Origin of the sequence: Arthrobacter sp. NEB 688 (assembly GCF_013201035.1) — a bacterium.
GTDB lineage: Bacteria > Actinomycetota > Actinomycetes > Actinomycetales > Dermatophilaceae > Phycicoccus.
Window position 1 is genome coordinate 4,020,264 of the sequence record NZ_CP053707.1, and the last position, 21,822, is coordinate 4,042,085.

A 21,822-nucleotide genomic window follows, 5' to 3' on the forward strand; every position below is an offset into this window, starting at 1 on the left:
AGGTTACGAGCATGGATGCGTCCCTCCTGGCACGGCTGACGGACACCTACCGGGACCTCCACGCACACCCGGAGCTGTCCGGCCAGGAGGTCCGCACCGCGGCCCTCGCCGCGACCTGGCTGCGGGAGAACGGCTTCGACGTCACCGAGGGCGTGGGCGGCACGGGCGTCCTCGGCCTCCTGCGGCGGGGCGAGGGCCCGGCCGTGCTGCTCCGCGCGGACATGGATGCCCTCCCCGTCGCCGAGGAGACCGGGCTGGCGTGGGCGAGCGAGGTCGCCGGGGTCATGCACGCTTGCGGGCACGACGTCCACGTCACTTGCCTGCTCGGCGCGGCGTCCGAGCTCGCGGCCGACCCGGCCTGGTCCGGCACGCTCGTGCTGCTCCTGCAGCCCGCCGAGGAGACCGTCTCCGGCGCCCGGGCGATGGTGGCCGACGACCTCGCCGGTCGGGTCCCCCGCCCCGACGTCGTGCTCGGCCAGCACGTGGCCCCGCTCCCGGCCGGCATGCTCGGGCTGCGGGCGGGCGCCGCGTTCGCCGCGAGCGACTCGCTGCGCGTGACCCTCTGGGGCCGTGGCGGGCACGGCTCGCGCCCGGAGACGACCGTCGACCCCGTCGTCATGGCCGCCGCCACCGTCCTGCGGCTGCAGGGCATCGTGGCCCGCGAGGTCGCCGGCACCCAGACCGCCGTCGTCACCGTCGGGGCGGTCCACGCCGGCAGCGCGCCCAACATCATCCCGGACCACGCCGAGCTGCTCGTCAACGTCCGCACCTACGACGAGGCCGTGCGCGAGCGCGTGCTGGGCGCCGTCTCCCGCATCGTCCACGCCGAGGCCGCGGCGTCCGGGGCCCCGCGCGAGCCCGAGGTCGACCCGACCGAGTCCGCGCCGGCGGTCGTCAACGACGCCGCCGCCACCGAGCGCGTGCGCAGCGCCCTCGCCGGGGTCGTGGGGGCGGGCCGCGTCGTCGAGCCCGGTCCCGTCACCGGCAGCGAGGACGTCGGGGTGCTGGCGCAGGCCCTCGGCGCCCCGCTCGTCTTCTGGCTGCTCGGCGGAGCCGACCCCGCGGCCTTCGCCGGGGCGAGCACCCCCGAGGAGCTCGTGCGGGTCGTCGGGACCCTGCCCTCGAACCACTCGCCGCACTTCGCCCCGGTGCCGGACCCGACCCTGTCGGTCGGCGTGGCCGCGCTCGTCGCAGGCGCGCGCGCCTGGCTCTCCGCCTGACCCGCCCCCTCCCCACCGCGAGGTCAGAGGGCGGCCGCGACCTCCGTGCCCTGCCGGATGGCGCGCTTCGCGTCGAGCTCGGCGGCGACGTCCGCTCCCCCGACGACGTGCACGCGCAGGCCGCGCTCGGCGAGCACGTCGGCGAGGGTCCGCACCGAGTCCTGTCCGGCGCAGACGACCACGGTGTCGCAGGGGACGACTCGGCGCTCCGCCCCGTCCTCGCCGAGCCGCACGTGCAGCCCCTCGTCGTCGATGCGCTCGTACTCGACGACGCCGGCCACCTGCTCGACCCCCTTGGCGCGCAACGACGCCCGGTGCACCCAGCCCGTCGTCTTCCCGAGCCCCTTGCCGATGGGCGTCGCCTTGCGCTGCAGCAGCACGACCTCGCGCGGGCTCGCCTCCGGCCGCGGCCGCTCGACCCCGCCCCGGGTGCGCTCGGGGTCGCCAACGCCCCACTCGGCCCGCCACGCGTCGACGTCGAGCGAGGGTGAGCGGTCGGTCGTGAGGAACTCGCACACGTCGACCCCGACTCCCCCGGCGCCGATGACCGCCACGCGCCGGCCGGCCACGCGCTCACCGCGCACCAGTCGGTCGTAGGTGACGACCGACGGGTGGTCGATCCCCGGGATGTCGGGCAGCCGGGGTGTGACACCGGTCGCCACGACGACGTCGTCGACCCCGTCGGCCACCAACGCGTCGGCGTCGGCCCACGTCGAGAGGCGCACCGTCACCCCGAGCACCTCGAGGCGCCGGGTGAAGTAGCGGATCGTCTCGGAGAACTCCTCCTTGCCGGGGATGCGCATCGCGATGTCGAACTGGCCGCCCAGGTGGTCGCGCGCCTCGATGAGCTCGACCTCGTGGCCGCGCTCGGCCGCGGTGACGGCTGCGGCCATCCCCGCCGGACCGCCGCCGACGACGACGACCTTGCGGCGCACCGGGGCCCGGCCGATGACGAGCTCGGTCTCGCGGCCGGCGCGCGGGTTGAGCATGCACGTCGCGCGCTGCTTGACGAAGGTGTGGTCGAGGCAGGCCTGGTTGCAGGCGATGCAGGTGTTGATCTCGTCGGCGCGACCCTCGGCGGCCTTGCGCACGAACTGCGGGTCGGCGAGGAACGGGCGGGCCATCGACACGAGGTCGGCGCCACCGGCCAGCACGCGCTCGGCCACCTCGGGGGTGTTGATGCGGTTGGTCGCGACGACCGGGATGCCGACGTGCTCGCGCAGCCGGGCCGCGTGGTCGGCGAAGGCCGCGCGCGGCACGGACGTGACGATCGTCGGGACCCGCGCCTCGTGCCAGCCGATGCCGAGGTTGAGGATGCTCGCGCCGGCCGCCTCGACCTCCCGGGCCAGGGCCACCACCTCGTCCCAGGTCTGGCCGTCCTCGACGAGGTCGAGCACCGAGATCCGGTAGACGAGCAGGAAGTCCGGGCCGGCCGCCTCCCGCACCGCGCGCACGACCTCGACGGCGAGGCGCCGGCGGTTCTCGGGGCTGCCGCCCCAGCGGTCGGTGCGCCGGTTGGTGCGCGGTGCGAGGAACTGGTTGATCAGGTACCCCTCGGACCCCATGACCTCGACGCCGTCGTACCCGGCCTCCCGCGCCAGGCGCGCCGACCGGGCGAACGCGCGGATCTGCCGGCGGACTCCCCTGTCGGACAAAGCCCTCGGACGGAACCTGCTGATCGGGCTCTTGACCGCCGACGGGGCCACGCACCACGGCGTGAACGCGTAGCGGCCGGCGTGCAGCAGCTGGAGGGCGATGTGCCCATCGGCCGCGTGGACGGCGTCCGTCACGAGGCGGTGGCGCGCGACCTCGCGCCGGCTGCTCAGCTTCGAGGCCCCCGGGTAGAGCGTCCCCTCGACGTTCGGCGCGAACCCGCCGGTGACGATGAGCGAGGCCCCGCCCTCGGCCCGCTCCGCGAGGTAGGCCGCGAGCTTCGGGAAGTCCTTCGCGCGGTCCTCCAGCCCGGTGTGCATCGACCCCATGACGACCCGGTTGGGCAGCGTCACGTGGCCGAGGTCGAGCGGGGCGAGCAGGTGCGGGTAGTGGCTCATCGGGCCTTCCTCGTCGGGCACCGGCGAGCGCGGCGGCCCCGACCGCGGGGGTGGGCGGCTCAGCGCCGGCGGCGCCACCAGCGGCGCCTCGGGCGAGCCTCCCCCGTTGTTACCGGCGGGTCAACCTCGGGGCGCTGTGAGGATGCTCGCAGCGCCCGCCACTGCTCGACGAGGTCGTCGACGTCGACGGTCGGGGCCAGCAGCGACGGCATCCGGGGCTCCGGCGGGCGCAGCCGGTCGCGGCGCACGCGGCGGTTGAAGTCCTCGAGGACGGCGCGCACCGACTCCTCGGTGCGCAGGTCGACGAGCGAGGCGGGGAAGGTCGCCGCCTCCTTGCGCAGGGCGACGGCGGGTGGCAGCGCGCCGGTGAAGTCGATCTGCTCCCGCTCCGCGAGCTGCCGCACCCACCACATCGGGTCGTCCGGGTGCTCCAGGCGCAGCGGCTTGCCGGCGCCCGGCAGGTCGTCGAACTCGCCGCGCTCCTGGGCCTCGCGGATGGCGCGCTCGACCGGCGACTCGTAGCGGGGCCGGTCCACCATGACCCCAGTCTCACCCGAGACGCGTCGAGGTGGAACCCGACCGCGTCACGGTCGTGTTCCACCTCGAACCGGCGAGGAACGGTCCCGTCAGTCGGCGAGGAAGGAGAGCAGGTCGGCGCGGGTGAGCACCCCGACCGGCTTGCCGTCCTCGACGACGAGCACGGCGTCGGATGCCTCGAGCTCGTGCCGCGCGGTGGCGACCGGCTCGCCGGCCCCGACGAGCGGAAGGCCCGCGCTCATGTGCTTCTCGACCGGGTCGGCGAGATGCGCCGAGCCGGTGAACAGGGCCTCGAGCAGGGCGCGCTCGGAGACCGCGCCCGCGACCTCGCCGGACACGACCGGCGGCTCGGCCTTGACGACGGGCATCTGCGAGACGCCGTACTCGCGCAGGATCTCGATGGCGTCGCGCAGCGTCTCGTTCGGGTGCGTGTGCACGAGCGCCGGCAGGTCACCGGCCTTGGCGTGCAGCACGTCGCCGACGGTGCGCTGGTTCTCGGCCTTCATGAAGCCGTAGGACGCCATCCAGTCGTCGTTGAAGATCTTCGAGAGGTAGCCGCGACCGGAGTCCGGCAGGAGGACGACGACGACCGCGTCGTCTGGCAGCTCGCGGGCGACGCGCAGTGCGGCGACGACGGCCATCCCGCAGGAGCCGCCGACGAGCAGGCCCTCCTCGCGGGCCAGGCGGCGGGTCATCTCGAAGGAGTCGGCGTCCGAGACGGCCTCGACCCGGTCGACCTGGGCGGGGTCGTAGGCGCTCGGCCAGAAGTCCTCGCCGACGCCCTCGACGAGGTAGGGGCGGCCCGTGCCGCCGCTGTAGACCGAGCCCTCGGGGTCGGCCGCGACGACCTGGATGCGGCCGCTCGCGCGCTCGGCCGAGACCTCGCGCAGGTAGCGACCGGCGCCGCTGATCGTGCCGCCGGTGCCGGCGCCCGTGACGAAGTGGGTGAGCTCGCCGTCGGTGTCGCGCCAGATCTCCGGGCCGGTGCTCTCGTAGTGCGAGAGCGGGCCGTTGGGGTTGGAGTACTGGTCCGGCTTCCAGGCCTTCGGCGTCTCGCGGACGAGCCGGTCCGAGACGGAGTAGTAGGAGTCGGGGTGCTCGGGCGCGACGGCCGTCGGGCAGACGACGACCTCGGCCCCGTACGCGCGCAGCACGTTGCGCTTGTCCTCGGAGACCTTGTCCGGGCAGACGAAGATGCAGGTGTAGCCCTTGCGCTGGGCGACCAGCGCGAGCCCGACACCGGTGTTGCCCGAGGTCGGCTCGACGATGACGCCGCCCGGCTGGAGCTCGCCCGAGGCCTCGGCGGCCTCGACCATCTTCAGCGCGATGCGGTCCTTCACCGACCCGCCCGGGTTGAGGTACTCGACCTTGGCCAGGACGGTCGCCCCGATGCCCTCGGTGACGGAGTTGAGCTTGACGAGGGGGGTGTCCCCGACGAGGTCTGCGATGTGCTCGGCGTACTTCACCGCGCCATCCTGTCACGCCCGGCGCCGCCGGCCGTCTCCTCCGGCCGGCACCTCCCCCGGGCCGCGCCCCGGTGCAACGGCGGGTCCTCCCCCTCGGCCGTCCGGCCGGTCCTAGGACCCGTCCGTCCACGCTGTGCCCCCGGCGCGCACCATCCGTCCCGTGGGGCCGGCCGCCGGGGCTACGGTGGACGTCCACCACGGCAGGAGGATCGATGGGCCGCGCACGCAGGGCTCGCAGGATCGCCGCCACCGCCGCGTACGGCGGGGGCGGCCTCGCCGTGGCCGGAGCCGCCCTCGGGACCCTCGGCTGGGGCGTCATCAAGACCGAGGCGGCCATCGCGCGCCGCCTCATCGGCCGCCCCTTCGACACCTCCCCGGACGACGACGGGGTGTACGGCGCCGGGCACGGGACGCCGTGGGAGGTCGTCGTCCTCGGTGACTCCTCCGCCGCCGGGATGGGCGCCGACGAGCCCCACGAGACCGTCGGCGCGATCGTCGCCAACGGCGTGGCGGCCCTCACCGGCCGCCCGGTGCGCCTGACCAACCGCGCCGTCGTCGGCGCGGAGTCCGCCGACCTCGAGCGCCAGCTGGCCAACGCCCTCGAGGACGTGATGCGCCCCGACGTCGTCCTCGTCATGGTCGGCGCCAACGACGTGACCCACCGGATCGAGCGCGCCGCCGCCGTGCGCCACCTCGAGCAGACCGTGCGCCGCATCCGCGCCCTCGGCTGCGAGGTCGTCGTCGGCACCTGCCCCGACCTCGGCACGATCGAGCCGATCCAGCAGCCGCTGCGCACCCTCATGAAGCGCTGGTCGCGCGACCTCGCCGCCGCCCAGACCGTCGCCGTCGTCGAGGCCGGCGGCCGCACCGTCTCGCTCGGCGACCTCCTCGGGCCGGAGTTCCGGGCCCGCCCGCGCGAGATGTTCAGCGCCGACCAGTTCCACCCGTCCGCCGCCGGCTACGCCCGCGCCGCGGCCCACCTGCTGCCGAGCGTCTGTGCTGCCCTGCGCGTCTGGGGCGAGGACACCGGCGACCGCGCCCCCGAGCCGCGCCGCGGCGAGGGCGTCGGGCCCGTGGCGGTCGCCGCCGGGCAGGCCGTCCGCGAGGCCGGCACCGAGGTCGCCCCGACCGAGATCGCCGGCCAGGACCGCGGCCCGCGAGGCCGGTGGGCCGTGCGGCTGCGCCGGCGCCCGGACGCGGCCGGCCCGGCCGAGGCCCCCGTCCCGACGGTCGTCGACGAGGGCACGCCGACCTCCGGCTGACCGGCAGCGCCGGTCCGGCGGCGGTCAGGCGTCGTCGACGACGGCGTCGAGCTCGACCTCGACGAGCCAGCGCTCGTCGATCAGTCCCGCGACGCGCACCATCGTGCTCGCCGGTCGGATGTCGCCGAAGATCTCGCCGTGCACGGCCGACACGGCGTCGACGACGTCGAGGTCGGTCACGTAGTGGCGGGTGCGGACGACGTCCTCGGGACGCCCGCCGAGCTCGGCGAGCGCGCCGAGCGCGATCTCCCAGCAGCGGCGGGCCTGCTGGCCGGGGTCCTTGCTGACCTGGCCGTTCTCACCGATCGGTGCCGTGCCGGAGACGGCGACGTGGGAGCCGACGCGCACGGCCCGGGCGAACCCGACCGTCGCTTCGTACGGCGACCCTGAGGATGCCCGGCTGCGCGAGGTGCCCATGGAGCCATCATGTCCCTCCGCGCCCGCTCGCACGACCCCTCCGGAGGGCCGCCGACGAGACCCACCCCACGCGGCCTCCCGGTTCCCTCCGCCCGGGTCGGCGCCTAGGCTGGTGCGACCCGTGGTGAGCGCTCGCTCACCACCTCGGGTGGGCCCGCGGCCCACCTGCCGACCACCGCCAGGAGGACCCCGTGACCGAGGCCGTCATCGTCGCCACCGCCCGCACCCCGATCGGCCGCGCGTTCAAGGGGTCCCTGCGCGAGGTCCGCCCGGACGACCTGTCGGCGCAGGTGGTCCGCGGCCTGCTCGAGCAGCTCCCCGGCCTGGACCCGGCGACCCTCGACGACCTCTACTGGGGCTGCGCCGACCCCAGCGGCAAGGCCGGCAACAACATGGCCCGCGTCATCGGCGTCCTCGCCGGTCTCGACGGCCTGCCCGGCGCCACCGTCAACCGCTTCTGCGCCAGCTCGACCCAGACGATGCGGATGGCCTTCCACGCCGTCAAGGCGGGCGAGGGCGACGCGTTCGTCGTCGGCGGCGTCGAGTCGGTCTCGACGAACGCGGCCTTCCGCGGCGCCGGCGAGTCCGACCCCGACGCGCTCAACCCCGCCTTCGCCGAGGCGATGGAGCGCTCGGCCGCGATGGCCGCCGCCAACACGACGTGGTCCGACCCGCGCGAGCAGGGCGGCCTGCCGGACGTCTACCTCGCGATGGGCCAGACCGCCGAGAACGTCGCGACGCTGCGCGGCGTCTCCCGCGAGCGGCAGGACGAGTGGGGCGTCACGAGCCAGAACCGGGCCGAGAAGGCCATCGCCGACGGCTTCTTCGCCCGCGAGATCCTCCCCGTCACCCTCGCCGACGGCTCCGTCGTCTCCAGCGACGACGGCCCCCGCGCCGGGGTGACGCTCGAGGGCGTCCAGGGCCTGCAGCCGGTCTTCCGCGAGGGCGGCACGGTGACCGCCGGCAACTGCTGCCCGCTCAACGACGGCGCGTCCGGTGTCGTCGTCATGAGCGACACCCGCGCGCGGGAGCTCGGCCTGACCCCGCTCGCGCGCATCGTCTCCACCGGTGTCTCGGCCCTCTCCCCCGAGATCATGGGCCTGGGCCCGGTCGAGGCCTCCCGCCAGGCGCTCGCCCGCGCCGGGATGACCATCGACGACATGGACCTCTACGAGATCAACGAGGCCTTCGCCGCGCAGGTGCTCCCGAGCGCCGACGACCTCGGGATGGACTTCGACAAGCTCAACGTCCACGGCGGCGCCATCGCGCTCGGCCACCCGTTCGGCTCGACCGGGACCCGCATCATGACGACGCTGCTCAACGGCCTGCGGGCGCGTGACGGCCAGTTCGGCCTCGAGACGATGTGCGTCGGCGGCGGCCAGGGCATGGCGATCGTCGTCGAGCGCCTCTCCTGACCCACCCGGGCCTCAGGGCAGGTCGCGGCGCAGGGCGGACAGCTCGGCGGTGACGTCCGCCGCCCCCGCAGCAGCGGCGTCCCACGCGACGACGGCCAGCTGGTCGAGCAGGACGGCCGGGCCGAGGTCCGGCAGCTCCGCGCCCGGCGCGGTCGCCGCCGCCAGCCGCTCGACGACGGCCCGCACCTGCGGGGCGTGCGCCTGCGCCGTGGTGAGCGGCAGCTCGGACCAGCGGCGCCGGATGCGCTCGAGCTCGGTGCGAGCCGCGCCCGCGAGGACGTCCTGGGACGACGACGCCGGGGTGGCGTGGGCCACCCCGGCGTCGTCGTCGCTGCTCCCGGTCAGTTGCGGAACCGGCCGAGGAGGCGGAGGAACTCGATGTACAGCCACACGAGGGTGACGATGAGGCCGTGCGCGAGGAGCCACGAGTACTTCTGCGGGGCACCGGTGCGGATGGCGTAGTCGATCGAGTCGAAGTCCAGCGCCAGCGTGAACGCCGCCAGGCCGACCGCGAAGAGCGAGATGCCGATGCCGAGGGCGCCGGAGCCGCCGATGCCGAACTGGGTGTTCGTCGCGACCGCGTAGACGAAGTTCACGAGGGCGAAGATCGCGTAGCCGATGAGCGCCATCGTCATGATGCGGCGGAACTTCGCGGTGACCTTGATCAGGCCGGTCTTGTAGGCGATGAGCATGCCGGCGAAGGTCGCGACCGTCGCGAGGACCGCCTGGACGACGATGCCCGGGTAGCGCTGGTCGAAGAACTGGCTGACCGCGCCGACGAAGAGGCCCTCGAAGAGCGCGTACCCGATGATGAGCGGGACGCTGAGCGTCTTCTTGAAGGCGATGACGAGGCCGAGCACGAGCGTGGCGACCATCGCGCCGATCCACACGAGCGCGCCGACGGACGGGTTCGCGGCGGCGATCAGCCAGCCGGCGGTGCCGGTCACGAGAACGAGGGCGAACAGGCCCAGCGTCTTCATCATGACGTCGTCCATCGTCACGGCGCGGTCGGTGCCCGGGCGCAGCGCCGACGGCGCGTTGTACATGTCCTGCAGCTGCTGGGGGCTCATCGGGTCGGCCTGCTGCGGGGCGGGGGCGGACCCGAAGCCGGCGTACCCCTTGCGGGCATCCTGCTCGAGCCGGTTGAAGGCCGGGTTGTTGGCCATCGTTCCTCCGTGCTGGTCAAGGCGGTGGGGGTCACCGTCGTTCGTACCAGCCTAGACGTCCGAGCCTCTTGCTGAGTTCCCGCTGAGACCGCGTGCCGCCCCTGCCGCGAACGTGTGCGAAGAACGTCGGGATGCCGCCCCTCTTCACACACGTTCGGGGAAAGGCAGAAGCGCCCCCGACGGGACCCGTCGCCCTCACTGCGTTCGGGCGCCTCCCGATTCCCCTCGGGGGCGCTGCGCGCCCCCGACGGGAATCGAACCCGCACCTGGAGCGCTTTTAAGGCGCCTGCCTCTGCCGGTTGGGCTACGGGGGCGCGCACACCGTAGCGCGACCCCGCGGCCGCGCCGGGGGCACCTCAGCCGTCGCGCCCGAGCCCCGGCCCCGCGAGGACCGCCACGACCGCGACCACCGCCGGCAGCGCCACGGTGCTCAGCCCGAGCGTCGTGAACGCCTCGCTCACGCCGGCGACGAGCCAGACGACCGCCGGCGCCAGCAGCACCGCGGCCGCGAGGAGCATGAGCACGCCGACGGCGCTGCCCCGCAGGGCCGCCGCGGGGTCACCACGCCGCAGGCCCGCGGCGAGGATGACGCAGCCGACCACCCCCACGAGCCCGACGACGGCCCCGGCGAGCACGACGACCGCCGACGACGCGGGCACGAGGACGGCGACCGCGACGAGCGCGAGGGTCAGCACGGCGGACGTCGCGGCCATGAGCCGCGCCAGCAGCAGGCTCGGGCGCAGCCGCCGCCCTCCGTCCCTCCCCGCGTCGTCCTGCTCCGCATCGCCCATGGGTCGGGAGCCTGCCACAGGCAGCGCCGGTCAGGCGTCCGCGACCGACAGGGCGATGCCGTCGAGGATGTCGTGCTCGCTCGTGACGACCCGCACGCCCGGCGAGCGGTCGGCCACCCGGCCGAGCACCTCGTCCCACACGAGGGCGCCGGCGCCGATGACGTCGACCCGGCCGGGGTGCATGTACGGCAGGGCCGCCCGCTGCTCCCGCGGCATCGACAGGAGCTCGGCGCACGACGCGCGGTGGGTCGCGAGCGGCACCTCGGCCAGGTGGATGGCGTCGCGGTCGTACCCGCCGAGACCGAGCGCGTGGGCCGTGACGGTCGTGATGGAGCCGGCGAGCCCGACGACGGCGGCGAGCCCTCGCAGGTCGACGGCCTCCTCGGCCAGGTCGAGCGCGGCGCGCACGTCGTGGCGGGCGGCCTCGGCCTGCTCGGCGCTCGGGGGGTCACCGGCGAGGTGGCGCTCGGTCATCCGGACGCAGCCGATGTCGACGGAGCGGCCGGCCTCGACGTCGTCGGTGCCGCGGACGAGCTCGGTCGAGCCCCCGCCGAGGTCGACGACGAGGTAGGGCCCCGGCACGCCGAGCCGACGCAGGTCGCCGGTGGCGCCGGTGAAGGACAGGCGCGCCTCGACCTCGCCCGCGACCACCTCGGGCGCGACGTCGAGGTCGCCGAAGGCCTCACGCACCCCGGCGACGAAGTCGTCGGCGTTGCGGGCGTCGCGGGAGGCCGAGGTCGCGACGAAGCGCACCCGTTGCGCGCCGAGCTCGCGGCAGGTCGCGGCGTACCCGGCGGCGGCCGTGAGCGTGCGCTCCATCGCCTCGGGCGCGATGACGCCGGTGCGGTCGATGCCCTGGCCGAGCCGGACGACCTCCATCCGGCGCACGACGTCTGTCAGCAGGCCGTCCTCGCCCACGTCGGCGACGAGGAGGCGGATCGAGTTGGTGCCGCAGTCGACGGCGGCGACCCGACGGGTCACGCGGACCCCGCGTCGGCGCCGGACGCCGGGGCGGCAGCAGCCGCGTCGGCGGCGCACGAGCCGCGCTCCCACCAGGGGTCGAGCAGCTCGAGGGCCTCGTCGCCGAGCGGGTTGACTCCGGGGCCGGCGGCGAGCGAGTGCGCGACGAGGACGTGGAGGCACTTGACGCGGGTGGGCATCCCCCCGGCGGAGATGCCGGCGACCTCGGGCACGTCGCCGAGCTCGGCGCGGCGGGCGAGGTAGTCGGCGTGGGCGGCCTCGTACCCGGCGCGCAGGGCGTCGTCGGTGCCGAGACGGTCGGTCATCTCGCGCATGACGCCCTGGCTCTCGAGCGTCGAGATCGCCCCGGTCAGGCGGGGGCAGGTCGCGTAGAACGATGTCGGGAAGGGGGTGCCGTCGGGCAGCCGCGGCTCGGTGCGGACGACGTCGGGCTCACCACAGGGACACCGGTGCCCGACGGCGGCGACGCCTCTGGCCTCACGGCCGAGCTGGCGCGAGACCGCGTCGAGGTCCTCCTGCGCGACGGGCGGCAGGTCCGGGAGGGCGGTCACCGCCGGGCCCCGGGGGCGTCGGCCGTGCGCACCGACTGCCAGACGCCGTCGTACCAGGGCAACGCCGGGGTGTCCTCTCCCGCACCGGGACCCGTCGAGGCGGGGCCGGAGTCCTTGGTCGCCTCGGGGTCGAGGACGGTGTAGGCCCGCTCACCGGGACGGACGAACTTGAGTCTCTGGCGGGCCTGCTGCTCGACGTATGCGGGGTCCTCCCAGCGCTGGCGCTCCTCGCGCAGCGCGGCGACGTCGGCCTCCTGCGTGCTCACCTTGTCGCGCAGCGCGGCGATCTGGCCCTGCTGGTGCAGCCACGCCGCGACCGACGAGGTGAGCAGCACGACGAGGAAGATCGCGATGCTCGCGAGCACCGCCGTGCGTCGGACCATCCGGTTCGACATGGCGCCGCCGACCTGGCTGCGCCAGCCGGTCGGGGTGCGGCGCACCACCTTCGCGGTCGTGGTGCCGGTGGTCGAGGGCCGCGGCGCCGCCGAGCTCGAGCGCGTCGAGGACGCCCGCGCCCCCGTCCGGGCGGACCCGGAGCGGGCGGCGGGGCGTGCGGCGGACCCGCGTCGCGGCGGGCGCGACGCGGGTCCGGTGCTGCGGCTCGTGGCCATCGACCTGGTTCCTCCGGCCCCGCTCAGCCCTGGCGGGCGGCGAACCGCGGGAAGGCGCTCGCGCCGGCGTAGACCGCGGCGTCGTCGAGCTCCTCCTCGATGCGCAGGAGCTGGTTGTACTTCGCGACGCGCTCGGACCGGGCCGGGGCGCCGGTCTTGATCTGGCCGCAGTTCGTGGCGACCGCGAGGTCCGCGATCGTCACGTCCTCGGTCTCGCCGGAGCGGTGGCTCATCATGCAGCGGTAGCCGTTGCGGTGCGCGAGGTCGACGGCGTCGAGGGTCTCGGTCAGCGAGCCGATCTGGTTGACCTTGACCAGGAGCGCGTTGGCCGTGCCGCTCTTGATGCCGCGGTCGAGGCGCTCGGGGTTGGTGACGAAGAGGTCGTCGCCGACGATCTGGACCTGGGCGCCGAGGCGGTCGGTCATCGCCTTCCAGCCGTCCCAGTCGTCCTCGTTGAGCGGGTCCTCGATGGACACCAGCGGGTAGGACGCGACGAGGTCGGCGTAGTAGTCGACCATCTCGTCGGCCGACTTCGAGCCACCCTCGAAGGTGTACGAGCCGTCGGCGTAGAACTCGGAGGCGGCGACGTCGAGCGCGAGCGCGATCTGGGTGCCCGGGGTGTAGCCGGCCTTCTCGATCGCCTCGAGGATGAGGTCGAGCGCGGCGCGGTTGGACTCGAGGTTCGGCGCGAAACCGCCCTCGTCGCCCAGGCCCGTCGCGAGGCCCTTCTCCTTGAGGACGCCCTTGAGCGCGTGGTAGACCTCCGCGCCCCAGCGCAGGGCCTCGCGGAAGGACTCGGCGCCGATCGGCGCGATCATGAACTCTTGGATGTCGACGTTGGAGTCCGCGTGGCTGCCGCCGTTGAGGATGTTCATCATCGGCACCGGCAGGACGTGCGCGTTCGGGCCGCCGACGTAGCGGAAGAGCGGCAGGTCGGCGGACTCGGCGGCCGCCCGGGCGACCGCGAGGCTGACGCCGAGGATGGCGTTGGCGCCGACCTTCTCCTTGTTCGCGCTGCCGTCGATGGCGAGCATCTCGGCGTCGACGAGGCGCTGCTCGCTGGCCTCGAAGCCGAGGAGCTTGGGGCCGAGCTCGTCGATGACGGCGTCGACGGCCTTCTCGACGCCCTTGCCGCCGTAGCGGCCCTTGTCGCCGTCACGGCGCTCGACCGCCTCGAACGCGCCGGTCGACGCGCCGCTGGGGACCGCCGCGCGGGCGACGGTGCCGTCGTCGAGGGCGACCTCGACCTCGACGGTGGGGTTGCCGCGCGAGTCGAGGATCTCGCGCGCGCCTACTGCCTCGATGCTGGCCACAGGAACTCCCGGGGAGGTGGGGACACGTTTCCTCCCGAGCCTAGCCGGGGTGGAGCGGGTCGCCCGGGACCGACCCGCTCCCCGGACGCCCCGGACCGGCCGGGGCGCCCAGGGGGTCCTCAGGCGGTGGCGCCCGCCGCGTACGCGACGGCGATCGCGGTGCCGACCCGGGCGTTGTGGCGCACCAGCGCGAGGTTGGTCTCGAGCGAGCGGCCGTCCGAGAGCTCGACGAGACGGCCGAGCAGGAACGGGGTGATGTCCTTGCCGGTCACGCCCTGCTCGTCGCACTCGGCCAGGGCCCGGGCGATGACGTCGTCGATGTCGGCGTGCGCCATCTCGTGCTCCGCCGGCACCGGGTTGGCGATGGAGATGCCGACGCCCAGGCCCAGCCCGAAGGAGGCGTGCATCAGCTCGGCGACCTGCTCGGGGGTGTCGACGCGCATGGGGACGGCGATGCCGCTGGAGCGCGAGAAGAACGAGGGGAACTCGTCGGTGCCCATGCCGACGACGGGCACGCCGAGGGTCTCGAGGACCTCGAGGGTGCGGCCGATGTCGAGGATCGACTTGACCCCGGCGGAGATGACCGCGACCTCGGTGCGGGAAAGCTCGGTGAGGTCGGCGGAGACGTCCATCGAGGTCTCGGCGCCCTGGTGGACGCCGCCGAGGCCGCCGGTGACGAAGGTCCGGATGCCGGCGAGCGCCGCGATGCGCATCGTGCTCGCGACCGTCGTGGCGCCGTGGACGCCGGTGGCGACGACGTGCGGGATGTCGCGGACGCTCACCTTGCGGATGCCGCCGTCGGCGCCGAACATCTCGAGCTCCTCGTCGGAGAGCCCGACGGTGGGGCGGCCCGAGATGACGGCGATGGTCGCCGGCACCGCGCCGCCGTCGCGGACGATCTGCTCGACCTCACGGGCCATCGCCACGTTGGCCGGGTAGGGCATCCCGTGGCTGATGATCGTCGACTCGAGCGCGACGACCGGCCGGCCGGCGGCGAGGGCCTCGCGGACCTCGGGGGCGACGGCGAGCATCGGGTGCGGGGTGACGGGGGACGGGCTCATGCGGACAGCTCCTCGGTGGACGGTGCGTCGGGGGTCAGGTGGGCGGCGACGAGCGCCGGGGTCAGGTCGGCCCGGACGGTGTCCGGGGAGGCGCAGGTGAGGGCGGCGACGACCTGGCCGAAGCGGGCGGCCTCGACGACCTCGGCGCCGCCGAGCAGGGCGTGGACGTAGCCGGCGGTCATCGCGTCGCCGGCGCCGGTGACGTCCTCGACGGTCGTCGGGGGTGCGGAGACGAGGACGACGCGGGCCGGGTGACCGGGGCGGGCGATCGAGAGCAGGCTGCCGTGGGCGCCGCGGCGCACCCAGACGTGCTCGACGCCGCGCTCGTGGAGGACGGCCGCCGCGGCCGCGACCGACGCGGGGTCGGGGTCGACCGGGCGGCCGAGCATCGCGGCGAGCTCGTCGACGTTCGGGGTGACCGTGTGGACCGGGACCGAGCCGTCGAGCGCCGGAGCGGCCTCGGTCGCCTTGGCGACGCTGACGGTCTCGACGAGGGCGGGGATGCCCGCCGTCGCGGCCGCCGTGAGCAGCCAGCGCAGGACGTCGGCCTGGAGGTTGCAGTCGAGGACGAGGCGGTCGACCCCGCCGAGGAGGCCGGGGACGACGGCGAGGTCGGCGACGGTCAGCTCGTCGGTGGCCCGCATGTCCGCGACCGCGACGAGGAGGTCGCCGTCGTCGCCGAGGACCGCCGTGTAGGAGCCGGTCGGGTGGGGCGAGGTGACGACGTGACGGCAGTCGACGCCGGCGGCCTCGGTGCGGGCGACGACCGTGCGGCCCTGGAGGTCGTCGCCGACGGGGGCGACGAGCATGGTGGGGCTGCCGAGGCGGGCGAGCCCCTCGGCGATGTTGCGCCCGACGCCGCCGACCGTGGCGGTGAAGGTGCCGGGGTTGCTCGTGCCGAGGACGGGCCGCACGCGGGTACGGACCTTCGCGTCGAGGACGGCGCCGCCGACGACGAGCACCGAGGAGGCCTCGGCGCGCAGCAGGTAGCCGCGGCCGAGGAGGACTCCCTTGCGGGTGAGGTTGCTCAGGTGCACCGAGACGGCGGCGCGGGTCGAGCCGACCCGCTCGGCGAGCGCGGCGGCGTCGAGGAGGGGATCGGTGCGCAGCAGCGCGACGATCTCGCGCTCACGCTCGGTCAGGGCCATGCTTGCAGACCTTAAGGCCCTTTGTACTTTCAAGCAAGCCGCCTCGGAGACGTGCTCCTCCCGGACTCCACTCACCGCGGGAGGTTTCCCTCCCGAGGCGGCGGCACGTCCTGCCGGGACGGGAGGGATCCCTGACACGGTGCCAGGACCTGGCGCCGTGCCGACCTGATCTTGCGTGGCCGGGGATCCCTCGCCTCGCCGGAGTGCCGTGGCACCCCGGCAGGGCGGGCTTCACCCGGCGGGACGAGCTCGACCCGACCTCGCCGTGCCCACCCGACCTCGCCGTGCCGACCCGACGTCGCGGTGCCGGTGCTCACTCGCCTCGCCGGGGTGCCGTGACACCCCGGCACAGCGGGCTCGACCCGGCGGGACGGGCTCGACCCGACCTCGCCGTGCCGACCCGATCTTGCGTGGCCGGGGCGTCCTCGCGGTGCCGACCCAGCTCGCCGCGGCGCCCGGAGACGGTGCCGGGGCGGGAGGGATGCCTCGCGGTGCCGACCCAGCTCGCCGCGGCGTCCGGAGACGGTGCCGGGGCGGGAGGGATCCCTCGCGTGGCGCAGGGACCGGGCGGCTCAGGTCGTCAGGTCGGTCAGGTGGTCGGCCGGGCCGCGTCGGCGACGGCCCGGAGGGCTGCGCGGGCCCGGGCCTCGGCCTCGGCGAGGGCCGCGCGGGCGGCCTCGAGCTCGGCGAGCGCGGCGTCGTCGGCGACGAGGTCGCGCCGCCGCATCCGGGACTCGAGCTTGGCCGCCGCGAGCTCGACGGGCAGGGTCGCGGGCACGCCGTGGAGGACGTCCTGCGCGTACCCGCCGCCGGACGACTCCTTCTCGACCGCCTTGATGCGCTCCCACTCCTGCTCGACCTGCTCCGGCGTCGTCGCGTCGCCGTCGGCGAAGACGTGCGGGTGGCGCCGGACGAGCTTCTCGACGAGCAGCCCTGCGACGGTGTCGACGTCGAAGCCGTCCTCCCCGGCGTCCTCGGCGACGCGGGCGTGGAAGACGACCTGGAGCAGGACGTCGCCGAGCTCCTCGGCGAGCGCCCGCGGGTCACCCGCGTCGATCGCCTCGAGCACCTCGTGGGCCTCCTCGACGAGGTAGGGCGCGAGGCTCGCGTGCGTCTGCTCGGCGTCCCACGGGCAGCCGCCCGGCGAGCGCAGCCGGTCCATCGCCGCGACGACGTCGAGCAGCCGGCCGCCCTGGACGTCCCAGGACCCGACGACGAGCTCGACCTCCGGCGGCGTCTCGAGCCGGGAGACCTCCGACGCGAGGGCGTCCGACAGGCCGGGGTCGCCGTCCGACGACCCGAGCCACACGACGACCTCCGCGGCCGCCCGGTCGACGAGCGCCCGCGCGAGCTCGGCGGGGTGGTGCTCGCCCACCTCGACGACGGCCAGCCCCGCGTCGGTCATCGCCTCGGCGAGCGGCTCGTCGGCCGACCGCGTCAGGAGGACGTCGGCCGCCGACACCGCGGCCCACGCCGGGTGCGACAGCAGCCCGGGGGCGACCCGCGGCGAGGTGAGGACCAGGCCGAGCCGGCCGGTGCTCACTGCTGCGGGGTGGTGACCGTCTTGATCCAGTCCGGCGTGCTCGTCGCCAGGCCGGCGGTGCTCTGGACCGCGTCCCACTCGGTGAGTTTCGAGGCGTCGAAGTCGCCGTACCGCGGGTTGACCTCGACCTTCAGCTTCGAGAGCGCCTCGGACGGGACCGACGCGCCGGACTGCGCGAGCTGCTGGATGGCCAGCTGGGCGCGCAGGACCTCGAGGGTCTCGTCGGCCGGCGCCTGGCCGTCGTAGGTCTCCTGCTGCTGGTAGGCCGTCCGCGCGAGGGACTCCGAGACCGGGACGCCCTGCTGCGCGATCTCGTCGAGGTAGACCGGCGCGCCGATGAGGCGGCCGAGCACCTGGTCGCTCGTGAGGTTCGCGCCCGGGAAGGTCTTGTTGATCTGGGCCTGGGCGACCTGGACCTCGTTCTCGGTGATGACGCGGCCGTCGACCGTGGCGGCGCGGCCGGCCTCGGTCGTCCCGCAGCCGGCGGTGACGAGCGCGGCGCCGAGGGCGAGCGCCGCGGCGACGCGGCGAACCGGAGTGGTCACGAGGGGTCCTTTCATCGGGTCATCCCCGGGAGGGGGCGGTCGCGGCCTGGGCGGCCTGAGCGACATTGTCCATGACGACGGCCCGGATCACCTGGCTGGCCCAGTCGAGCACGGCCTGGTCGCGCAGCGGTCGCCCTCCGACGACGGCGGTCTTCGGGGCCGGGACGAGCACGGAGCCCGTCGCGGCCTTGAGGATCGACTTCGGGTAGAGGCGGTTCAGCCGCAGCTGCTGGCTCTCGCGCAGCTCGACCGGGCCGAAGCGCACGTGCTGCCCCTGCACCGAGATGTCGGCGATGCCGGCCGCCCGGGCGACCGTGCGCAGCCGCGCGACCTCGAGGAGGTTGCGGACGGGCACGGGCACCGGCCCGTAGCGGTCGACGAGCTCGCCCTCGATCTCGGCGAGCTGCTGCTCGTCGACGACGGCCGCGAGCTTCTTGTACATCTCGAGGCGCAGGCGCTCGTGCGGGACGTAGTCGTGCGGCAGGTGCGCGTCGACCGGCAGCTCGATCTTGATCTCGGCCGGCGCCTCCTCGCCCTCGCCGCGGAAGGACGCGACGGCCTCGCCGACGAGCCGGACGTACAGGTCGAACCCGACGCCCGCGATGTGACCGGACTGCTCGCCGCCGAGGAGATTGCCGGCGCCGCGGATCTCGAGGTCCTTCATCGCGACCTGCATGCCGGACCCGAGGTCGGTGTTGCTCGCGATGGTCTGGAGCCGGTCGAGCGCGGTCTCGGTGAGCGGCGTCTCGGGCGGGTAGAGGAAGTACGAGTAGGCGCGCTCGCGACCGCGGCCGACACGACCGCGCAGCTGGTGCAGCTGGCTGAGGCCGAGCCGGTCGGCGCGCTCGACGATGAGGGTGTTCGCGTTGCTGATGTCGAGGCCGGTCTCGACGATCGTCGTGCAGACGAGGACGTCGAACCGCTTCTCCCAGAAGTCGACCACGACCTGCTCGAGCTTCTGCTCGCCCATCTTGCCGTGGGCGGTCGCGACCCGGGCCTCGGGCACGAGCTCGCGGATGCGGGCCGCGGACTTCTCGATCGTCGACACCTTGTTGTGCACGAGGAAGACCTGCCCCTCGCGCAGCAGCTCGCGGCGGATCGCGGCCGTCACGGTCTTCTCGTCGTAGCCCCCGACGTAGGTGAGGACAGGGTGGCGCTCCTCGGGGGGCGTGGCGAGGGTGGACATCTCGCGGATGCCGGTGACCGCCATCTCGAGCGTGCGCGGGATGGGGGTGGCGGACATCGCGAGGACGTCGACGGAGGTGCGCAGCGCCTTGAGCTGCTCCTTGTGCTCGACGCCGAAGCGCTGCTCCTCGTCGACGACGACGAGGCCGAGGTCCTTGAACCGCACCTCCTTCGAGAGGAGGCGGTGCGTGCCGATGACGAGGTCGACGGACCCGTCGGCGAGCCCCGCGAGCACGGCCTTGGCGTCGGCGTCGGTCTGGAAGCGCGAGAGACCCTTGACGACGACCGGGAAGCCGGCGTACCGCTCGGCGAAGGTGTTGAGGTGCTGCTGGACCAGCAGCGTCGTCGGGCAGAGCACGGCCACCTGCTTGCCGTCCTGCACGGCCTTGAACGCCGCGCGCACCGCGATCTCGGTCTTGCCGTAGCCGACGTCGCCGCAGACGAGGCGGTCCATCGGGACCTCGCGCTCCATGTCGGCCTTGACCTCGTCGATGGTGCTCAGCTGGTCGGGCGTCTCGACGTGGGCGAAGGCGTCCTCGAGCTCGCGCTGCCAGGGGGTGTCGGGGCCGAAGGCGTGGCCCTTGGTCGCCATCCGGGCCGAGTAGAGGCGGATGAGCTCGGCGGCGATCTGCTTGACGTAGCGGCGGGCCCGGCCCTTGGTCTGCTGCCAGTCCGAGCCGCCCATCTTGTTGAGCGTGGGCTGCTCGCCGCCGACGTAGCGGGTGACCTGGTCGAGCTGGTCGGTCGGGACGTAGAGACGGTCGGCCGGCTGGCCGCGCTTGGAGGCGGCGTACTCGAGGACGAGGTACTCGCGGGTGGCGCCCTGGACGGTGCGCTGCACCATCTCGACGAAGCGCCCGACGCCGTGCTGCTCGTGGACGACGAAGTCGCCGGGGCGCAGCTGGAGCGGGTCGACCTGGTTGCGGCGCTTGGACGGCATCCGCCGCATGTCCTTGGTCGAGGTGCCCGACCCGGCGGCCGCCCCGGTGAGGTCGGCCTCGGTGACGACTGCGAGGCGCTCGGCGGCCACGAGGAAGCCGGAGCCGATGCATCCCGTGGTCACCGCGACGAGGCCGGGCTCGAGCTCGGCCTCGGGCACCGCGCGGGCGCGGACCTCGTGCTCACCGAGCACCTCGGTGACGCGCTTGGCGAGGCCGGCGCCCTCGGTGACGACGAGCACCGACCAGCCGTCGCCGGTCAGCCGCGCCAGCTCCGCGACGGCGTCCTCGGTGCTGCCCCGGAAGGTCGGCGAGACGGTGAGCCCGAGCTCGACCGTGTCGTCGTCCTCGTCGCCGCTGAACGGCGTGAGGTCGAGCCAGCGGACCCCGAGGCCGCGCGCCTGCTCGCGCAGCTCGGCGAGGGTGCGGAACGAGGCCGTGCCGAGCACGGACTCGAGGTCGATGGGCACCGCGCTGCCGCCGGCCGCTGTGGCCCAGCCGGCCTGGAGGAACTCCTCGCTCGTCGCGACGAGGTCGTGGGCCCGGGTGCGCACCCGCTCGGGGTCGCAGGCGACGACGACGGCGTCGGCGGGCAGCACCTCGAGGAGGGTCTCCATCCCCTCGACGAGGGCCGGGGCGAGGGACTCCATGCCCTCGACGGCGATGCCGTTGGCCAGCTTGTCGAGCAGGTCGGCCGCGCCGGGCAGCTGGTCGGCGAGCACCGCGGCCCGCTCGCGCACCGACGGGGTGAGGAGCAGCTCGCGGCAGGGCGGTGCCCACAGCCCGTGCTCGGCGACCTCGAGGGAGCGCTGGTCGGCGACCTTGAACCAGCGGATCTCCTCGACCGTGTCGCCCCAGAACTCGACTCGCAGCGGGTGCTCCTCGGTGGGCGGGAAGACGTCGAGGATGCCTCCGCGGACGGCGAACTCGCCCCGGCGCTCGACGAGGTCGACGCGTGCGTACGCGGCGCCCGCGAGGTCCTCGACCACCCGCTCGAGGGCCACCTCCTCCCCCGCGGCCAGCGAGACGGGACGCAGCTCGCCGAGGCCCTTGGCGATGGGCTGGAGGACCGCCCGGACGGGCGCGACGACGACGGCGAGCCGCCCGTGGGTCGAGTCCTCGGCCTCGGGGTGCGCGAGCCGGCGCAGGACCGACAGGCGCTGCCCGACGGTGTCGCTGCGGGGGCTGAGCCGCTCGTGCGGCAGCGTCTCCCAGGAGGGGAAGAGCCCGACGGCGTCCGGGCCGAGCGTCGCGGCGAGGGCGGTCTGGAGGTCCTCGGCCTCGCGACCCGTCGCGGTCACGGCGAGGACGGGGGCGCCGGAGGGGCGCGGCGCGAGCGCGGCGAGGACGGCGTGGCGGGCGCCGGGCGGCGCGGAGGCGGTGACCTCCGCGGACGGGACGGCCAGGGCCTCGGCGAGGCGCACGGTGCCCGGGAGCGCGACGACCCGGGAGCGCAGGACGGACAGCGACGGCATTCGTCACAGCGTAGGGCCACGGGCCGACAGCCCCCGACCCGCGGTCCGGGGCTCGACAGGGCGGGTGCGCACCGGCCCGTCCCGGCCGTCCCTCCCCCGTCGACGCCGGCACCTCCCCGGCGGTATCGCGCGATATCCCGGACGCC

At 74.8% G+C, this 21,822-nt stretch carries 19 protein-coding genes and 1 tRNA gene; 3 read left to right on the forward strand and 17 right to left on the reverse strand.

From position 1 onward, the window contains the following. Positions 1-11: 11 nt before the first annotated feature. Positions 12-1,220, forward strand: coding sequence for an amidohydrolase (locus HL663_RS18840; protein ID WP_173029859.1), 1,209 nt, complete (start codon positions 12-14; stop codon positions 1,218-1,220). 23 nt (positions 1,221-1,243) lie between these two features. Here the strand turns inward: HL663_RS18840 and HL663_RS18845 are convergent, their stop codons facing one another. The 3 genes from HL663_RS18845 to HL663_RS18855 form a co-directional block, all read right to left on the reverse strand. Next, a complete protein-coding gene (locus tag HL663_RS18845) occupies positions 1,244-3,271 on the reverse strand; it encodes an NADPH-dependent 2,4-dienoyl-CoA reductase (RefSeq protein ID WP_173029860.1) in 2,028 nt (675 codons plus the stop codon). Between the two features lie 59 nt (positions 3,272-3,330). Then, the gene (locus tag HL663_RS18850; protein ID WP_173029861.1) at positions 3,331-3,810 is read right to left on the reverse strand and encodes a DnaJ family domain-containing protein; all 480 of its coding nucleotides are present in this window, start codon (positions 3,808-3,810) and stop codon (positions 3,331-3,333) included. An 87-nt stretch (positions 3,811-3,897) separates the two neighbouring features. Continuing rightward, a complete protein-coding gene (locus HL663_RS18855; protein WP_173029862.1) occupies positions 3,898-5,274 on the reverse strand; it encodes a cystathionine beta-synthase in 1,377 nt (458 codons plus the stop codon). A gap of 212 nt (positions 5,275-5,486) precedes the next feature. On the opposite strand from HL663_RS18855, the gene HL663_RS18860 reads away from it, so the two are divergent. Beyond that, the gene (locus HL663_RS18860) at positions 5,487-6,536 is read left to right on the forward strand and encodes an SGNH/GDSL hydrolase family protein (protein WP_173029863.1); all 1,050 of its coding nucleotides are present in this window, start codon (positions 5,487-5,489) and stop codon (positions 6,534-6,536) included. Between the two features lie 24 nt (positions 6,537-6,560). Here the strand turns inward: HL663_RS18860 and HL663_RS18865 are convergent, their stop codons facing one another. Further along, positions 6,561-6,953 (reverse strand): RidA family protein, encoded by a 393-nt coding sequence (locus HL663_RS18865; RefSeq protein WP_173029864.1) that lies wholly within the window; start codon positions 6,951-6,953, stop codon positions 6,561-6,563. A gap of 191 nt (positions 6,954-7,144) precedes the next feature. On the opposite strand from HL663_RS18865, the gene HL663_RS18870 reads away from it, so the two are divergent. Then, entirely contained in the window at positions 7,145-8,368 is a 1,224-nt protein-coding gene (locus tag HL663_RS18870) for an acetyl-CoA C-acetyltransferase (protein WP_173029865.1), read from the forward strand. Positions 8,369-8,380: 12 nt separating this feature from the next. Here the strand turns inward: HL663_RS18870 and HL663_RS18875 are convergent, their stop codons facing one another. From HL663_RS18875 to mfd, 13 genes are all read right to left on the reverse strand, one after another. Next, positions 8,381-8,683 carry a hypothetical protein gene (locus HL663_RS18875; protein WP_173029866.1) on the reverse strand — a complete coding sequence of 101 codons (303 nt, stop codon included), beginning with the start codon at positions 8,681-8,683 and terminating at the stop codon, positions 8,381-8,383. Positions 8,684-8,709: 26 nt separating this feature from the next. Further along, entirely contained in the window at positions 8,710-9,534 is an 825-nt protein-coding gene (locus HL663_RS18880; protein ID WP_173029867.1) for a Bax inhibitor-1/YccA family protein, read from the reverse strand. A 239-nt stretch (positions 9,535-9,773) separates the two neighbouring features. Next, positions 9,774-9,848, reverse strand: a tRNA-Leu gene (locus tag HL663_RS18885). A 42-nt stretch (positions 9,849-9,890) separates the two neighbouring features. Next, positions 9,891-10,325 carry a hypothetical protein gene (locus tag HL663_RS18890; RefSeq protein ID WP_173029868.1) on the reverse strand — a complete coding sequence of 145 codons (435 nt, stop codon included), beginning with the start codon at positions 10,323-10,325 and terminating at the stop codon, positions 9,891-9,893. Positions 10,326-10,355: 30 nt separating this feature from the next. Then, complete coding sequence (locus tag HL663_RS18895) at positions 10,356-11,306, reverse strand: Ppx/GppA phosphatase family protein (protein ID WP_173029869.1); 951 nt, start codon at positions 11,304-11,306, stop codon at positions 10,356-10,358. Then, positions 11,303-11,857 (reverse strand): DUF501 domain-containing protein, encoded by a 555-nt coding sequence (locus tag HL663_RS18900; RefSeq protein WP_173029870.1) that lies wholly within the window; start codon positions 11,855-11,857, stop codon positions 11,303-11,305. Before HL663_RS18900 ends, HL663_RS18895 begins: the two co-directional genes overlap by 4 nt. Further along, the gene (locus HL663_RS18905; protein WP_173029871.1) at positions 11,854-12,468 is read right to left on the reverse strand and encodes an FtsB family cell division protein; all 615 of its coding nucleotides are present in this window, start codon (positions 12,466-12,468) and stop codon (positions 11,854-11,856) included. The genes HL663_RS18900 and HL663_RS18905 overlap by 4 nt, the downstream gene beginning before the upstream one ends. Before the next feature lie 23 nt (positions 12,469-12,491). Next, entirely contained in the window at positions 12,492-13,781 is a 1,290-nt protein-coding gene (eno, locus tag HL663_RS18910; protein WP_173029872.1) for a phosphopyruvate hydratase, read from the reverse strand. Positions 13,782-13,900: 119 nt separating this feature from the next. Next, positions 13,901-14,842 (reverse strand): pseudouridine-5'-phosphate glycosidase, encoded by a 942-nt coding sequence (locus HL663_RS18915; RefSeq protein ID WP_173029873.1) that lies wholly within the window; start codon positions 14,840-14,842, stop codon positions 13,901-13,903. Continuing rightward, positions 14,839-15,990: a carbohydrate kinase gene (locus HL663_RS18920; RefSeq protein ID WP_173029874.1), complete on the reverse strand. Its 1,152-nt coding sequence runs from the start codon at positions 15,988-15,990 to the stop codon at positions 14,839-14,841. Before HL663_RS18920 ends, HL663_RS18915 begins: the two co-directional genes overlap by 4 nt. 589 nt (positions 15,991-16,579) lie before the next feature. Next, positions 16,580-17,533, reverse strand: a complete 954-nt coding sequence (locus tag HL663_RS18925) for a nucleoside triphosphate pyrophosphohydrolase (protein ID WP_173029875.1) — start codon at positions 17,531-17,533, stop codon at positions 16,580-16,582. Continuing rightward, positions 17,530-18,078: a SurA N-terminal domain-containing protein gene (locus HL663_RS18930; protein ID WP_173029876.1), complete on the reverse strand. Its 549-nt coding sequence runs from the start codon at positions 18,076-18,078 to the stop codon at positions 17,530-17,532. Before HL663_RS18930 ends, HL663_RS18925 begins: the two co-directional genes overlap by 4 nt. Before the next feature lie 19 nt (positions 18,079-18,097). Continuing rightward, the gene (mfd, locus tag HL663_RS18935; protein ID WP_173029877.1) at positions 18,098-21,676 is read right to left on the reverse strand and encodes a transcription-repair coupling factor; all 3,579 of its coding nucleotides are present in this window, start codon (positions 21,674-21,676) and stop codon (positions 18,098-18,100) included. Positions 21,677-21,822: the final 146 nt, after the last annotated feature.

Bases quoted from the DNA above. Each gene is read 5' to 3' on its own strand.
- HL663_RS18840 (WP_173029859.1), top strand. From the start codon at position 12: ATGGATGCGTCCCTCCTGGCACGGCTGACGGACACCTACCGGGACCTC.
- HL663_RS18845 (WP_173029860.1), bottom strand. From the start codon at position 3,271: ATGAGCCACTACCCGCACCTGCTCGCCCCGCTCGACCTCGGCCACGTG.
- HL663_RS18850 (WP_173029861.1), bottom strand. From the start codon at position 3,810: ATGGTGGACCGGCCCCGCTACGAGTCGCCGGTCGAGCGCGCCATCCGC.
- HL663_RS18860 (WP_173029863.1), top strand. From the start codon at position 5,487: ATGGGCCGCGCACGCAGGGCTCGCAGGATCGCCGCCACCGCCGCGTAC.
- HL663_RS18865 (WP_173029864.1), bottom strand. From the start codon at position 6,953: ATGGGCACCTCGCGCAGCCGGGCATCCTCAGGGTCGCCGTACGAAGCG.
- HL663_RS18880 (WP_173029867.1), bottom strand. From the start codon at position 9,534: ATGGCCAACAACCCGGCCTTCAACCGGCTCGAGCAGGATGCCCGCAAG.
- HL663_RS18890 (WP_173029868.1), bottom strand. From the start codon at position 10,325: ATGGGCGATGCGGAGCAGGACGACGCGGGGAGGGACGGAGGGCGGCGG.
- HL663_RS18905 (WP_173029871.1), bottom strand. From the start codon at position 12,468: ATGGCCACGAGCCGCAGCACCGGACCCGCGTCGCGCCCGCCGCGACGC.
- HL663_RS18915 (WP_173029873.1), bottom strand. From the start codon at position 14,842: ATGAGCCCGTCCCCCGTCACCCCGCACCCGATGCTCGCCGTCGCCCCC.
- HL663_RS18920 (WP_173029874.1), bottom strand. From the start codon at position 15,990: ATGGCCCTGACCGAGCGTGAGCGCGAGATCGTCGCGCTGCTGCGCACC.
- mfd (WP_173029877.1), bottom strand. From the start codon at position 21,676: ATGCCGTCGCTGTCCGTCCTGCGCTCCCGGGTCGTCGCGCTCCCGGGC.